The sequence below is a fragment of the Pseudomonas sp. B35(2017) genome (assembly GCF_002113645.1).
Lineage (GTDB): Bacteria > Pseudomonadota > Gammaproteobacteria > Pseudomonadales > Pseudomonadaceae > Aquipseudomonas > Aquipseudomonas ekonensis.
Map to the genome: position 1 here is coordinate 176,402 of NZ_NEIZ01000003.1, position 15,070 is coordinate 191,471.

General features: G+C 64.4%; 12 protein-coding genes and 2 tRNA genes. 4 read left to right on the forward strand and 10 right to left on the reverse strand.

The window, feature by feature from the left end; translation table 11 throughout:
* Positions 1–2: 2 nt before the first annotated feature.
* The 4 genes from CAG41_RS07415 to rimO form a co-directional block, all read right to left on the reverse strand.
* The gene (locus CAG41_RS07415; RefSeq protein WP_085581544.1) at positions 3–470 is read right to left on the reverse strand and encodes a DUF1456 family protein; all 468 of its coding nucleotides are present in this window, start codon (positions 468–470) and stop codon (positions 3–5) included.
* 69 nt (positions 471–539) lie between these two features.
* Entirely contained in the window at positions 540–1,250 is a 711-nt protein-coding gene (locus CAG41_RS07420; protein ID WP_085581546.1) for an rRNA pseudouridine synthase, read from the reverse strand.
* Positions 1,251–1,466: 216 nt separating this feature from the next.
* Positions 1,467–1,940, reverse strand: a complete 474-nt coding sequence (locus CAG41_RS07425) for a GNAT family N-acetyltransferase (RefSeq protein WP_085632125.1) — start codon at positions 1,938–1,940, stop codon at positions 1,467–1,469.
* A gap of 123 nt (positions 1,941–2,063) precedes the next feature.
* A complete protein-coding gene (rimO, locus tag CAG41_RS07430) occupies positions 2,064–3,401 on the reverse strand; it encodes a 30S ribosomal protein S12 methylthiotransferase RimO (protein ID WP_085632127.1) in 1,338 nt (445 codons plus the stop codon).
* Between the two features lie 347 nt (positions 3,402–3,748).
* On the opposite strand from rimO, the gene CAG41_RS07435 reads away from it, so the two are divergent.
* The 3 genes from CAG41_RS07435 (at position 3,749) to CAG41_RS07445 (ending at position 6,355) form a co-directional block, all read left to right on the forward strand.
* Positions 3,749–5,590 (forward strand): potassium transporter Kup, encoded by a 1,842-nt coding sequence (locus CAG41_RS07435; RefSeq protein WP_371856103.1) that lies wholly within the window; start codon positions 3,749–3,751, stop codon positions 5,588–5,590.
* 175 nt (positions 5,591–5,765) lie between these two features.
* Positions 5,766–6,056 carry a Phd-YefM gene (locus tag CAG41_RS07440; protein ID WP_085581554.1) on the forward strand — a complete coding sequence of 97 codons (291 nt, stop codon included), beginning with the start codon at positions 5,766–5,768 and terminating at the stop codon, positions 6,054–6,056.
* An 11-nt stretch (positions 6,057–6,067) separates the two neighbouring features.
* Positions 6,068–6,355 (forward strand): type II toxin-antitoxin system RelE/ParE family toxin, encoded by a 288-nt coding sequence (locus CAG41_RS07445; RefSeq protein WP_085581556.1) that lies wholly within the window; start codon positions 6,068–6,070, stop codon positions 6,353–6,355.
* A gap of 55 nt (positions 6,356–6,410) precedes the next feature.
* Here CAG41_RS07445 and CAG41_RS07450 read toward each other — a convergent pair whose 3' ends face one another.
* The 4 genes from CAG41_RS07450 to CAG41_RS07465 all read right to left on the reverse strand — a co-directional run bounded on the left by CAG41_RS07450 (position 6,411) and on the right by CAG41_RS07465 (position 10,971).
* Complete coding sequence (locus CAG41_RS07450; protein ID WP_085581558.1) at positions 6,411–7,706, reverse strand: virulence factor family protein; 1,296 nt, start codon at positions 7,704–7,706, stop codon at positions 6,411–6,413.
* Positions 7,706–10,345 carry a bifunctional lysylphosphatidylglycerol flippase/synthetase MprF gene (mprF, locus tag CAG41_RS07455; protein ID WP_085581560.1) on the reverse strand — a complete coding sequence of 880 codons (2,640 nt, stop codon included), beginning with the start codon at positions 10,343–10,345 and terminating at the stop codon, positions 7,706–7,708. Before mprF ends, CAG41_RS07450 begins: the two co-directional genes overlap by 1 nt.
* A gap of 278 nt (positions 10,346–10,623) precedes the next feature.
* Positions 10,624–10,700 (reverse strand) — tRNA-Met (locus CAG41_RS07460).
* 194 nt (positions 10,701–10,894) lie between these two features.
* Positions 10,895–10,971, reverse strand: a tRNA-Met gene (locus CAG41_RS07465).
* A 281-nt stretch (positions 10,972–11,252) separates the two neighbouring features.
* Here CAG41_RS07465 and dinB point away from each other — a divergent pair.
* Complete coding sequence (dinB, locus tag CAG41_RS07470) at positions 11,253–12,314, forward strand: DNA polymerase IV (RefSeq protein WP_085581562.1); 1,062 nt, start codon at positions 11,253–11,255, stop codon at positions 12,312–12,314.
* A gap of 66 nt (positions 12,315–12,380) precedes the next feature.
* Here the strand turns inward: dinB and CAG41_RS07475 are convergent, their stop codons facing one another.
* Both CAG41_RS07475 and CAG41_RS07480 read right to left on the reverse strand, forming a co-directional pair.
* The gene (locus tag CAG41_RS07475) at positions 12,381–13,334 is read right to left on the reverse strand and encodes a hypothetical protein (RefSeq protein ID WP_085581564.1); all 954 of its coding nucleotides are present in this window, start codon (positions 13,332–13,334) and stop codon (positions 12,381–12,383) included.
* 17 nt (positions 13,335–13,351) lie between these two features.
* A complete protein-coding gene (locus tag CAG41_RS07480) occupies positions 13,352–15,067 on the reverse strand; it encodes a proline--tRNA ligase (RefSeq protein WP_085581566.1) in 1,716 nt (571 codons plus the stop codon).
* Positions 15,068–15,070: the final 3 nt, after the last annotated feature.

Sequence of the window (15,070 nt, forward strand, 5' to 3'; positions counted from 1 at the left end):
GCTCAGCCGCGCACGCGCAGGGTCAGGCCCTTGAGGAAGTTGCGCAGCAACTGGTCGCCGCACGGGCGGTAGTTGTTGTGGCCGACCTTGCGGAACAGGGCGCTCAGCTCAGGCTTGGACACCGGGAAGTCGACGGACTTGAGGATCACGTGCAGGTCGTCTTCCTTCAGCTCGAAGGCCACGCGCAGTTTCTTCAGGATGATGTTGTTGGTCACCGGCAGTTCGACCGGCAGCGGCGGGCGGCTGTCGTCCTTGCCGCGCTTGAGGATCACCAGGCCGTCGAGGAAGTGGGCCATGACGTCGTCCGGGCAGCGCACGAAGCCTTCTTCGTCCTCTTCCTTCTTGTCGAGGTAGGCCACCACGTCTTTCAGCGCCACGTCCATGCCGCCCATCTTGGTGATCTCGACGACCTTCTTGTCGCTGATGTCGAGCATGTAGCGCACGCTGCGCAGTACGTCGTTGTGAATCATGTGTGCAATCCTGAGGGTTCGTTGTGGGCACCGCGCAGGCGATGCCGGATGTCGGGAGGCGGCCGGGCGTCAGAACTTCTCTTTGCCGGACAGGTAGCGCCACTGGCCCGCCGGCACCTTGCCGATGGACACGCCGCCGATGCGGATGCGACGGATGCCCAGCACCTTCAGCCCGACCGCTTCGCACAGCCGAGCGAGGAGCCCGGGCTGCGGGTTCTTCATGGCGAAGCGCAGGCGGTTTTCGCTCTGCCAACTGGCCTTGACCGGCGGCAGTTCGGTGCCCTTGACGCGCAGGCCGTGCTGCATGCGGTTCAGGCCGTGCTCGGTCATTTCGCCCTCGACCTCGACCACGTACTCCTGCTCGATCTTCGCGGCGTCGGCGGTGAGTTTGCGCAGCACTTTCCAATCCTGGGTGAACACCATCAGGCCGCTGGCGCCCGGCTGCAGATCGGCGCCGGCGGTCAGGCGCAGGAAGTGCCCGCGCAGCGGCCGTTTGCCGAACCGGTGCTCTTCGCTGAGGGTGTCGGCGCCGAGCGAGCGCATGGCGGTCTCGGTGTCCATGCCGGCCGGTACGTTGAGCAGCAGGGTCACCGGCTCCGGCGCGGTGGCCTTGGCGTCCTTGTCGAGCTCGACTTTCTGGTCGCCGACCTTGAACTGCGGTTCGTCGACGACTTCGCCGTCCACGGTGACCCAGCCGCCCTCGATGAACAGTTCGGCCTCACGGCGGGAGCAGCCGACCAGTTCGATGAGGCGTTTGGAAAGGCGGATCGGGTCAGTCATGGCAGGGTCGCAATAAAAAAGGGGTCGGCATTGTACCTCCATGGGGGCGCCAAGGCCCGGATCCATTTCGGTTCGCTGCGTTTCCTGTGCGGATTTGACGCGGGAGCGAGCCTGCTCCCGCCTGGGTCTTGCGGTGCAGCCAAACCTGTGGGAGCCAGCCTGCTGGCGATGGCGTCATTGACGGCGCCGCAAAGCCTGAGCAAGGCAGCCGCTCCTCTAGCCAGTGCTCGAACGCTGGCGGTTCTGGCGCAGCCGCATGTGCAGCAACGGGTAGGGCTGGCCCATGCCGTCGACGTCCGAACGGCCGATCACCTCGAAACCTTGCTTGAAATAGAAGCCCAGGGCCTGAGGGTTCTGCTCGTTGACGTCCAGTTCGTCGGCGTTCAGGTGTTCCAGGGCGTAGCGCAGCAATTGCTTGCCCAGGCCTTGCCCGCGATGGTCCGGATCAATGAACAGCATTTCCACCTTGCCCGCCGCCACGCCCGCGAAGCCGGTGATGCGCTGGCGGTGGTCCTTGGTGCAGATCAGCATCACGGCATCCAGGTAGCGGGTCAGCACCAGATCCTTGAGCAACAGGATATAGCTGTCCGGCAGAAAGTCATGGGTGGCGCGCACCGAGGCTTCCCAGACCCGGGTCAGTTCCGGGTAGTCGCTCAGTTTCGGCGTGTGGATGACCGAAGGATGACGCATGTCCGTTTGCCTCCTCATCAGTGGATTCACCAACGATAGCCGTAAAAAAGCCCCGCATCTCGGCAAAGAGAGCAGGGCTTGGCTTTCAGCGGGCAATTCCCTGCGGGAACAGGGTTTGCCGAATCAGATCTGTTCGGCCCAGAGGTCGTACTCGTCGGCGTCGGTCACCTTGCACCAGACCTTGTCGCCCGGCTTGAGGTTGCTGCCGTTGTCGATGAACACGTTGCCGTCGATTTCCGGGGCATCGAAGAAGCAGCGGCCGACCGCGCCTTGCTCGTCGACTTCGTCCACCAGCACTTCGATCTCGCGGCCGATGCGCAGTTGCAGGCGCGCCGAGCTGATGGCCTGCTGGTGCGCCATGAAGCGCTCCCAGCGGTCTTGCTTGACGTCGTCCGGCACGATGTCCAGGCCCAGGTCGTTGGCCGGGGCGCCTTCGACCGGCGAGTACTGGAAGCAGCCGACGCGGTCGAGCTGGGCTTCGGTCAGCCAGTCCAGCAGGTACTGGAAGTCTTCTTCGGTTTCGCCGGGGAAGCCGACGATGAAGGTCGAGCGGATGATCAGGTCCGGGCAGATCTCGCGCCAGTTCTTGATCCGCGCCAGGGTCTTGTCTTCGAACGCCGGGCGTTTCATCGACTTGAGGACCTTGGGGCTGGCGTGCTGGAACGGGATGTCCAGGTACGGCAGGATCTTGCCGGCGGCCATCAGCGGGATCAGCTCGTCGACGTGCGGGTACGGGTAGACGTAGTGCAGGCGCACCCAGACGCCGAGGGTGCTGAGGGCTTCGCACAGCTCGGTCATGCGGGTCTTCACCGGCGCGCCGTTCCAGAAGCCGGTGCGGTACTTCACGTCGACGCCGTAGGCGCTGGTGTCCTGGGAGATCACCAGCAGTTCCTTGACGCCGGACTTGACCAGACGCTGGGCCTCGTCGAGCACATCGCCCACCGGACGGCTGACCAGCTTGCCGCGCATCGACGGGATGATGCAGAAGCTGCAGCTGTGGTTGCAGCCTTCGGAAATCTTCAGGTAGGCGTAGTGGCGCGGGGTCAGCTTGACGCCTTGCGGCGGCACCAGGTCGATCAGCGGGTTGTGGTCCTGCTTGGGCGGCACGACTTCGTGCACGGCGCTGACCACTTGCTCGTACTGCTGCGGGCCGGTCACGGCCAGCACGCTCGGGTGCACGTCGCGGATGTTGCCTTCTTCCACGCCCATGCAGCCGGTGACGATCACCTTGCCGTTTTCCTTGATCGCTTCGCCGATGACTTCCAGCGACTCCGCCTTGGCGGAGTCGATGAAGCCGCAGGTGTTGACCACCACGACATCGGCGTCCTGATAGGTGGACACCACGTCATAGCCTTCCATGCGCAGCTGGGTCAGGATGCGCTCGGAGTCGACCAGTGCTTTGGGGCAACCCAGGGATACGAAGCCAACCTTGGGATTGGCCGGCGCAGGAGTGGTGGACATGTCTAACCTCGGTGTCTGTGACGTCGCTTGCCTGATGCATGAGCCGACGGACGGGCGCTTGAACTGCGCCTCTGATCAAAAAGTGCGCAATTCTAGCGACGAGCAGCGCACTTGACCAGCTTTATACGGGGAAATGCGACGAGTGCTGCGCTATGCTTCGCGCCAATGCGCTTTACCGCTTTTTTATAGTCAACCAATCGACTGTAACAACAGGTAATAAGGGCGCAGGCTGCATCAAAAAGCAAAGTGCTTCGTTCAGAGGCCGGTCTGGGAATCAGGAGTGTTGGATGGGTCACGCAAGTAGTCATGCGGCGGGCGCCGAAGGTTCGGCAACCAAGCCGCTGAGCATGCTGGTCGCGGCGGTCGGGGTGGTTTACGGCGACATTGGCACAAGTCCGTTGTACACCCTGAAAGAAGTGTTTTCCGGCGCCTATGGCGTGCCCGTCAATCACGACGGGGTGCTGGGCATCCTGTCGCTGATTTTCTGGTCGCTGATCTGGGTCGTGTCGATCAAGTACATGATGTTCGTGCTGCGCGCCGACAACCAGGGCGAAGGCGGGATCATGGCCCTCACCGCGCTGGCGCGGCGGGCGGCGGGGCAGCGGGCCAGGCTGCGCACGCTGCTGGTGGTCTGCGGGCTGATCGGGGCGGCGCTGTTCTACGGCGACAGCATGATCACCCCGGCGATTTCCGTGCTCTCGGCCATCGAAGGCCTGGGGCTGGCGTTCGAGGGCATCGACCACTGGGTGGTGCCGCTGTCGCTGGTGGTGCTGGTGGGCCTGTTCCTGATCCAGAAACACGGCACGGCGCGGATCGGCATTCTCTTCGGGCCGATCATGGTCACCTGGTTCCTGGTGCTCGGCGCCCTCGGGATCTACGGCATCAGCCACTACCCGGAAGTGCTGCACGCGCTCAACCCGGTCTGGGCCGTGCGTTTCTTCATGGTGCATGCCGGCATGGGCGTGGCGATCCTCGGCGCGGTGGTGCTGGCGCTGACCGGCGCCGAAGCGCTGTACGCCGACATGGGCCACTTCGGCCGCAAGCCGATCGCCCGCGCCTGGTTCCTGCTGGTGCTGCCGGCCCTGGTGCTCAACTACTTCGGCCAGGGCGCACTGCTGTTGGAGAACCCGGACGCCGCGCGCAACCCGTTCTACCTGCTGGCGCCTAGTTGGGCCCTGATCCCGCTGGTGGGCCTGTCGACCCTGGCCACGGTGATCGCGTCCCAGGCGGTGATTTCCGGCGCGTTCTCCCTGACCCGTCAGGCGATCCAGCTCGGCTACATCCCGCGCATGTACATCCAGCACACCTCCAGCGACGAGCAAGGGCAGATCTACATCGGTGCGGTGAACTGGTCGCTGATGGTCGGCGTGGTGCTGCTGGTGATCGGCTTCGAGTCCTCCGGCGCCCTGGCCTCGGCCTACGGCGTGGCCGTGACCGGCACCATGCTGATGACCACCATCCTGGTGTCGGCGGTGATGCTGCTGCTGTGGAAGTGGCCGCCGGTGCTCGCCGTGCCGGTCCTGCTCGGCTTCCTGCTGGTGGACGGCCTGTACTTCGCCGCCAACGTGCCGAAGATCGTCCAGGGCGGCGCATTCCCGGTGATCGCCGGCCTGGCGCTGTTCATCCTGATGACCACCTGGAAGCGTGGCAAGCAACTGCTGGTCGAGCGTCTGGACGAAGGCGCGTTGCCGCTGCCGATCTTCATCAGCAGCATCCGCGTGCAGCCGCCGCACCGAGTGCAGGGCACCGCCGTGTTCCTGACCGCCCGCTCCGACGCCGTGCCCCACGCCCTGTTGCACAACCTGCTGCACAACCAGGTGCTGCATGAGCAAGTGGTGCTGCTGACGGTGGTCTACGAAGACATCCCGCGCGTGCCGCCGTCCCGGCGCTTCGAGGTCGAGGCCCACGGCGAAGGCTTCTTCCGGGTGATCCTGCATTTCGGCTTCACCGACGAGCCGGACGTGCCCCAGGCGCTGAAGCTGTGCCATCTGGACGACCTGGACTTCAGCCCGATGCGCACCACCTACTTCCTCAGCCGCGAAACGGTCATCGCCTCCAAGCTCGAAGGCATGGCCCGTTGGCGCGAGGCGCTGTTCGCCTTCATGCTGAAGAACGCCAACGGCAACCTGCGCTTCTTCAACCTGCCGCTGAACCGGGTGATCGAGCTGGGGACGCAGGTGGAGATGTAATCCCGCCGTAAAGCGAAAGCCCCCGTCGGCCTTGCGGCTGGCGGGGGCTTTTTTGTGGGCGGCGGGAGCGTTCGGTTGCGGGGTGCACGACGGAAGCATCAAGTTGCACTGTGTTTAATACAACGCAATACTCTGTGCATTATCGTGCGCAACAGCAACTGAGCAAGAGGTGAATATGACGGCATTACTAGAGCGTGCTGAACAGGCTATCTCCGTGACTGCCATGGTCCGGGGCTTCAGCGCGAGGCTCAAGGAGATTTCCAGTCGTGCCACCGAACGTCTGGTCATCTTCAAGGACAACCAGCCGGCAGCGGTCATCATCAATGTGCAGGCCTATCAGGAAATGCTGGACGAGCTTGAGAACCTGCGCATCGAAGCGGCAGCCCGTGAGCGTCTGGGCAGCTTTGATCAGACCCGCGCAGTCAGTCATGAGGATATGCGGGCAAGGTACGCCCGGAAGGATTAAGGGAGCGCTGGATGGTTTGGGGAGTGGTTTATCATCCGGAAGTCCAGGGCGATCTGGATCAGCTGGGAGCGGCAGCGGCCAACCGGATTCTCGATGTCATTGAAGAGCGGATCATCCATGGCGAGCCGGACAAGATCGGCAAACCGTTGAGGGCCAGCCTTGCCGGCTGCAGGCGGATCCGAACCGGCGACACGCGGATTGTCTATCGGGTCGACGGTAAGGCCATCCAGGTTCTGATCGTCGCCGTCGGCGCGCGACGCGACGAAGAGGTCTACGACGCCGCAGAGCGTCGCCTTTAAACGAAAGCCCCCGGAGCCTTGCGGCTGCGGGGGCTTTTCATTGAGGCCGCTCAGGTTACTCGGCGGCGGTCTGCTCGCTCGCCTGACGCTTCTCGATCAGATCCACCAAGCGCTTGGCCAGCGCCGGGTAGTTCTCGTCGAAGTGGTGGCCGCCGGGCAGCTTCACCGCTTCGCCCACGGCGGTCTTGTCGGTGCAGCCGCTTTCGTCGGTCTCTTCCTCGCCGTAGATGCACACCACCTTGGCGGCCGGCAGCTTGGCCATTTCCGGGCCGGTGGCGGCTTCCTTGCCGGCGTTGCCGAGCCAGCCTTCGACTTCGATCTCGAAGCTGCCGGTGCGGGCGAAGGCCAGCAGGATGATGGCGTCGACCCGTTGCTGCTCGGTCTCCGGCAGGCGGTTGTAGATCGCCGGCAGCACGTCGGCGCCGAACGAGTAGCCGGTGAGGATGAAGCGCTTGGTGCCCCATTTCTGCCGGTAGTGCTGCATCAGTTCGGTCAGGTCCAGCGCACTCTGCTCGGGGCTCTTGTGCTGCCAGTAGTAGCGCAGGGTGTCGATGCCCACCACCGGGTAGCCGATCTTGGCCATTTCCCCGGCCACGTCGCGGTCCAGGTCACGCCAGCCGCCGTCGCCGGAGAGGAACAGGGTGACGGTGTCCCGGGCCTGGCCGGCCGGGACTTCCACCACCGGAATCTGCAGGCCGCCGTTGGCCTTGTCGCCGCCGACGAGGAGCTTGCGCAGTTCGTTGTTCAGCACCTGCGGCAGGTTGATGTCGTAGTCGCTGATGCTGGTTTCGGCGTTCGGCTGGTCGCGCACGAAGCCGGCGCTGGTGTCGTCCGGGTTGTCGTTCCACGCCACCAGCCAGTGGCCGTGGGCGGCGGACTTGGGCAGCAGGTGAGTGCAGCCGCCCTTTTCCAGGGCCAGGTCGACGGACACGGCCTGGGCCTTGTCGTCCTTCTGCTCGGACAGCCAGCGCCAGGCCAGCACCGCGCCCGGGCCGATGCCGCTGACCAGGGTGGCCGGCCCGTTCAGTTGGCGCAGGCCGGTCTGCAGGGCACGGCTTTGCTGCAGGCAGTCCTTGGGCAGGATCACCTGAACGATCTGCGCCGAAGCGCTGCGGCTCAGGGTGCTCAGTTGCTTGTCGCTGAGCTTCTGGTCGTCGTTGACCGCCACCAGCACCTGGGCCTTGGGCTTGGTGCCGGGAATGACCCGGGTCATGGCCGGGCCGTCGGCGGGCGTCAGTTGTTCGAGGGTCGGTTCCGGTGCCGGGCGTTTGAGGTACCAGAATCCGCCGCCGGCAATCACGGCCAGCACGATCAGCGTGGCCAGGATGTACTTCAGGGAGCGTTGAATCATCAGCGTTTCACCAATCCAGTCAAGCCGCCCGCGATCAGGGCGGCAGTGTCGGCCAGCGCCACCAGGGGATCGAGTCCGGCGGGCACGGCCATGTAACGGGGTTCCCAATCAGGCTGGAACTTGTCTTTGAAACGGCGCAAGCCTTGGAAGTTGTACAGCTGCTCACCACGGCGGAATACCATCGAGCCCAGGCGCTGGGTCAGCGGTGCCCCGCGCCGGGGCTGCAACCCCGACAGCGGCACCATGCCCAGGCTGAAGCGCGCGTATCCGTGACTCTTATAGTGTTGAATCAGGCCGACCATCAGAAACTCCATGGTCAGCTTCGGCGCATCCGGGTGCGAGCGCATCAGGTCGAGGCTGGCCAGGTCATGGCTGTAGGTCTCGAGCAGGTTGGCGAACGCCACCGGACGGCCTTCGAAGCGGATCACCGCAATGCGGAAATGCTTCAGGTAATCGTCGCTGAAACGGCCCAGGGAGAAGCCTTTCTCGCGCACGTTCTTGCCGGTCAGCCAGGCATCGGAGATGACCTTGAGCTCGTCCATCGGCGCCTGGCCCGGCTCATGGATCTCCAGCGACAGGCCGTCGCGGGTGCCGCGGTTCCAGGTGTAGCGCAGATCCTTCATCTCCTTGCCCTTGGCATCCAGGTCAAAGCGATGCAGATCGACCCGGGCCTCTTCGCCGAGCTTGATCGCGGTCAGGCCGATGTCCATGTAGTACGGCAGGTTCTCGGCGCGCACCTGGTAGAACACCGGGCGGGCGTGATGGATGTCGCACAGGTCGCGGAACTGCCAGATCATTTCCGCCCGCTGCTGGCCGGGGCCGATCGGGTCGTACAGGGCCACCAGACTACGGCCGCGGCGGGCGTACATCAGGAACGCTTCATCGTTGGGGTGGAACAGCAGCGCCTTGTCGCCGGTCAGGGCCAGGCCGCCGTCGGGCTGCGACGAGGCCATGAGGATTTTCGCGGCGCGGTCGAGTTCGTCGGCGGTCGGCAGGTGGATCACCGGGCGCGCGGTGCGCAGCAGCCAGGTCAGGGCGATCACCAGCAGCAGGACGGCGGCGCCGAGCAGCGAGCGCAGGCCGCGCGGGGCATCGGCGTCGAGGGTGAACTGCCACCACAGCTGATGGCTGTACGGCACGTCCTGGTAGGCGAACAGCAGCAGCCAGGTCGATGCGCCCAGCACGCACAGGCTGGCCACCAGGTACAGCGGCGAGAACGGCAGCTCGGTCAGGCGGCTCGGACGATAGAAGGAACGGCGGAACACCCCCAGCAGCGCGGCGGTGAGGGTCATCAGGGTGGCTTCTTCCCAGTCGAACCCCTTGAGCAAGGAGAGCAGGGCGCCCACCAGCAACAGGATGGTGGTCAGCATCCACGCCGCCGACAGCCGGCGGCGCAGGCCCTGGGCGAGCATCAGGCACAGCACGCCGATCAGGCTGGCGCCGAAGTGCGAGGCATCGACCAGGCGGTGGGGAATCAGGAAACCGATGTGTTCCAGGCGCGTGTCGATCTCCGGGGTCGCGCCGGAAAACAGCAGCACCACGCCGGACAGGAACACCAGCACCGCCAGGATCGGCGCCGCCAGGCCGGAGGCCGCACGCAGGGTCTGGGACTGGAACAGGCGCTGGCCTTCGTTGATCAGCAGCAGCACGCACGCCACCAGCATCGGCAGCACCACGTAGATCAGGCGGTACAGCAGCAGCGCGGCGGCCAGCGGCGCGGCGCCGAGCTTGTCGGCGAAGGCGGCCAGCAGGATGGCTTCGAACACGCCGACGCCGCCGGGCACATGGCTGAGCACGCCGGCGGCCAGGGCCAGCAGGTACACCAGCAGGAAGGCGCCGAACGGCGGGGCTTCCGGTAGCAGCAGGTACAGCACGGTGGCGGCGGCGGCCACGTCGAGGGCGGTGATGACCAGTTGCAGGACGGTCAGGCGCCGGCCCGGCAGGCGCAGGGTGCGGCGGCCGGCCTTGACCAGCAGGTTGTCCGGGTAGGGCTGCTCCGGCAGGCGCCGGCGGTAGATGCCGATGACCAGGATCGAGCCCAGCAGCAGCACGGCGCCGGCGATCGTCCCCAGCAGGCCTTCGGACAGGCCCAGGGCCTGCGAGGCGGCGGGCAGGTCGCTCAGGGTGGCGAGGGCGGCCAGCGGCGGCAGGGCGCAACCCAGCGACAGGCTGGCGAACAGGGTCATATGCGCGACTTCCGTCGCGCCCAGCCCGTGGCGCGCATACAGACGGTAGCGCACCGAGCCGCCGGACAGCAGCGACAGGCCGATGGCGTTGCCGATGGCGAACGCGGTGAAGCCGCCGAGGGCGAGGGTGCGCGGCGCGAGCGTCACGCCGGCGTAGCGGCTGGCGGACCACTCGTAGCCCAGCAGGATGATGAAGCCGGCGACCGTCGCGCCGAAGGCGCCGAGCAGGGCCGGTTTCGGTACGTCCAGGATCGAGTCGTGCAGGGCGTCGAGATCGAGCTCGCTCAACAGGTGGCGGCACGCGATCAGCGCGATGGCGAACAGCAGCAGCGTAACCGCCAGGCCGATCGGCTGGCGGTACTTGCTCAGGCGATCCAGCAAGCGCAGGCGCTCGGTCTTGATCGGTTGGGTCGCTGTGACGGTGTCTTGTGGATCAGACGAGTTGGCGCGCATCAATCACCTCGTGGATTGTGCGCGACAGGATGGGGGTATCCAGCCAAGTTACCAATCCCTGTAGAAAAAAATAATCACAAAATACTACGCCTCCCGCCGGATGGCGGCGAGGGCGGTTTCCGGATCGCAGGCACCGGCCCGCGACTCAAGCATAGTCGCTGTGCGGCGGGTCTGAGGATCCTGAAGGGTTCACTGCACGATGACAGATCATTGTTGCGAAAGGACTTTTTCCACAGATACAAAAAAGGCCACTCTTTCGAGTAGCCTTCTTTGATGTTTGGTTGCGGGAGCCGGATTTGAACCGACGACCTTCGGGTTATGAGCCCGACGAGCTACCAGGCTGCTCCATCCCGCGTCTGTGAGGCGGCATTCTACAGACCGGCGGCGCAGTGTCAACCGCTAATGCGGATAAGGGTCAAATTAGTGTGCATTTCGGCCGGACGGCCTGCGGGGGAGCGCTAAGTGGTTCAGTCGCAAGGGTTTGTGTCGCGCCTGCAATACACGCGCGCACAAAAAAGGCCACTTTTTCAAGTGGCCTTTTTTGATGTTTGGTTGCGGGAGCCGGATTTGAACCGACGACCTTCGGGTTATGAGCCCGACGAGCTACCAGGCTGCTCCATCCCGCGTCTGATGTGGCGGCATTCTACAGAGGATTGCCGGGGTGTCAACCGGCAATGTGGAAAAAATCTGTTGAGCTTCAACCGCTTAGCGGAATTTCACGGTGGCCTGGAAGGCTGCGGGGCAGGCAGGGCAAGGGTTTCAGCTCTATTGCCCGGCTAATCTCGATTGAAGAAATAAATTCGGTTCGGATTTCCTACGGGTGAAAAAGAACCTTCTGAGTACTGGTGCTATATACAGGTGTCAGTGAGATACTGCCGATCCGGCTTGCCATGTTTTCCTTTCTGTCATGACCCAGCGAAAAATCATCCACATCGACTGTGACTGTTTCTACGCCGCCATCGAGATGCGTGACGACCCGAGCCTGGCCGGCAAGCCTCTGGCCGTTGGCGGCTCGCCGGAGCGTCGCGGGGTGATCGCTACATGCAACTACGAGGCGCGTGCGTACGGCGTGCGTTCGGCCATGTCTTCCGGCCATGCACTGAAGCTGTGCCCGGATCTGACCATCGTCAAGCCCCGGATGGACGCCTATCGCGAGGCGTCGAAGGAAATTCACACGATCTTTCGCGACTACACCGACCTGATCGAACCGCTGTCGCTGGACGAGGCTTACCTCGATGTGTCGGACAGCGCTCATTTTGGCGGCAGCGCCACACGGATCGCCCAGGACATCCGCCGACGGGTGTCCAATCAGCTGCACATCACGGTGTCCGCCGGGGTGGCGCCGAACAAGTTTCTGGCCAAGATTGCCAGCGACTGGAAAAAGCCCAATGGTCTGTTCGTGGTCACGCCGGACCAGGTCGAGGACTTCGTCGCCGGCTTGCCGGTCGGCAAGCTGCACGGCGTGGGCAAGGTCACCGCCGACAAGCTGCACAAGCTGGGCATCGACGACTGCCGGCAGTTGCGCGAATGGGACAAGTTGACGCTGGTGCGCGAGTTCGGCAGTTTCGGCGAGCGTCTGTGGAGCTTGGCCCGCGGGATCGATGAGCGGCAGGTGCACAACGACAGCCGCCGGCAGTCGATCAGCGTCGAAAACACCTACGACGTCGATCTCCCGGATCTGCGTAGTTGCCTGGACAAGCTTCCGGAACTGCTGGAGACCCTCAAGACCCGCATGGCGCGGATCGACAGCAGCTACCGGCCGGGCAAGCCGTTCGTCAAGGTGAAGTTCCATGACTTCACCCAGACCACATTGGAGCAGGCCGGGGCAGGGCGGGATCTGGGCAGTTATCAGTTGATGCTGACCCAGGCGTTCAACCGGGGCGGCAAGCCCGTGCGGTTGTTGGGAGTGGGGGTGAGGCTGGAGGATCTGCGGGGCGGGTTCGAGCAGATGGAGCTGTTTGAGCGCTGATCCGGTGGTGGAGCCTGGCTAAGGCGGCCCGTCAGGCAGACCGCCATGGTCCCCATTGCTTTGTTCTCAGTTCGGCCCCGGGTCCGCCACCAGGCGCCCGGCATCCCTGGTCAGGGACTTGAGGAATTCGGTCTGCAGTTCCGGATCGTTGCGGGTCAGCTCGATCAGGCTCTGTTCCAGCTCGCTGGCTTCCTCTTCCAGGCCCAGCTCCGACAGGCGCTTGACCCGGTGCACCCACTGGCTCACTTCGTCGTCTTCCAGATCGTCGTAGATCAGCGCGTGGGCCTCCAGCAGCTTGCCGCGCAGGTGGGTGCTGATCGCGAGCGACGAGTCGGTGTGCACGTCGTCCTTGGCGTCTTCCACGCTGATCTGCAGTTTGCCCAGGTGATTGAGGTCATGCTCGGCGAACGGGCTGTCCAGCAGGTTCAGGCGCAGCACGCCGTTGCGGTCGGTGGTCATGTCGAAGGTCTGCTTGCCGGCCTTGACCTGAACGGGGCGCTCGCTCCACGGCAGGCTTGAGTATTCCGTGCGCTTGTCGCGCTGGACTTCGTCGATGCCGGCCAGGTTCTGTTGCGCACGGCCGTGGGACTGTACGTTCATGAACGGGTTGAGCCCGGCGAAGCCGTAGCTCAGCCAGTCCTTGGTCACGCTGTCCGGCAGGTTGCCCAGGGCGAACACGTTGACCACGTTGGCGCCGACGCCGGCCACCACCGCCACCGCACCCAGCGGGATCTCGTAGATTTCCCGCCAGGGTTGGTAAGGCGTGTAGCGGTCGTAGTGACGGGTGACCTCGAACTCGGTGACCTCGAAGGTCTTCTGCTCGTGGATCTTCACGCGCCGCTGCGGCAGCTCAAGCACCTTGGGCTCGCCGACATCGATCTGCAGGCTGTGATCGAGCAGTTTGCGCTCGACCCGTTCCTCGTGCTCGCTGCGTTGCGACATGTGGTTGGCACAGCCGCTGACCAGCAGGGCGCCGCACAGGGCGGCGCCACCGAGGCCTAAGGTGTTTCGCTTGAACATGACGTCTCTATCTGGTGTCAGCGGCGGATGCGGGCCTGCAGGAAGGACAGCGCGTCAGCGACCGGCAGCGCTTGCGCCTCGGCCTCGGAACGGCTCTTGTATTCCAGGTTGCCGTCGGCGAGGCCACGGTCGCTGACCACGATCCGGTGAGGGATGCCGATCAGTTCCATGTCCGCGAACTTGATGCCCGGGCTGGTCTTCTTGTCGCGGTCGTCCAGCAGCACTTCGAAGCCGGCGGCGGTCAGTTCCGCGTACAGCTTGTCGGTGGCTTCGCGCACCAGGTCAGTCTCGTAGCGCAGCGGCACCAGGGCGATCTGGAACGGTGCCAGGGCGTCGCTCCAGATGATGCCGTTCTCGTCGTTGTTCTGCTCGATGGCCGCAGCCACCACGCGGGACACGCCGATGCCGTAGCAACCCATTTCCAGGGTGACCGGCTTGCCGTTCTCGCCCAGCACTTCGCACTTCATCGCCTTGCTGTACTTGTTGCCCAGCTGGAAGATGTGCCCGACTTCGATGCCGCGCTTGATCTCCAGGGTGCCCTTGCCGTCCGGGCTCGGATCGCCGGACACGACGTTGCGCAGGTCGGCCACGGTCGGAACCGGCAGGTCGCGTTCCCAGTTCAGGCCGAAGTAGTGCTTGTCGTCGATGTTGGCGCCGACGCCGAAGTCGCTCATCAGTTCGACCGAGCGGTCGATGATGATCGGCAGCGGCAGGTTCAGCGGGCCGAGGGAGCCGGCGCCGGCGCCGATGGCGTCACGCAGCTCCGCGTCGCTGGCCATGACCAGAGGGCTGGCCACGCCAGGCTGGTTGGCGGCCTTGATTTCGTTGAGTTCGTGGTCGCCGCGGATGATCAGGGCAATCAGCTTGCCTTTCTCTTCGGCGTGCACGATCAGGGTCTTGACGGTCTTTTCGATCGGCAGGCCGAATTTTTCCACCAGGGCCGCGATGGTCTTGGTGTCCGGGGTGTCGACCAGGCGCAGCTCTTCGGTCGGTGCAGGACGCGAGGTTTCGCGCGGCACGGCTTCGGCCTTCTCGATGTTGGCCGCGTAGTCGGAGCCGTTGCTGAAGACGATGTCGTCTTCGCCGGACTCGGCCAGCACGTGGAACTCATGGGAGCCGGCGCCGCCGATGGAACCGTTGTCGGCCTCCACAGGGCGGAACTTCAGGCCCAGGCGGGTGAACACGTTGCAGTACGCCTGGTGCATGCGGTCGTAGGTGACCTGCAGCGAGGCCAGGTCGGCGTGGAACGAGTAGGCGTCCTTCATGATGAATTCGCGGCCGCGCATCAGGCCGAAGCGTGGGCGGATCTCGTCACGGAACTTGGTCTGGATCTGGTACAGGTTGATCGGCAGCTGCTTGTAGCTGCTCAACTCGTTGCGCATCAGGTCGGTGATGACCTCTTCGTGGGTCGGGCCTGCGCAGAAGTCGCGGCCGTGGCGGTCTTTGATGCGCAGCAGTTCAGGGCCGTATTCTTCCCAGCGTCCCGACTCCTGCCACAGTTCGGCCGGCTGGGTGCCCGGCATCAACACTTCCAGAGAGCCGGCGGCGTCCATTTCTTCGCGGACGATGGCTTCCACCTTGCGCATTACCCGCAGGCCCATCGGCAGCCAGGTGTACAGGCCCGAAGCGAGTTTGCGGATCATGCCGGCGCGCAGCATCAGCTGATGGCTGATCACGACCGCGTCGGAAGGCGTTTCTTTCTGTGTGGCGAGCAAAAATTGACTGGTGCGCATGAT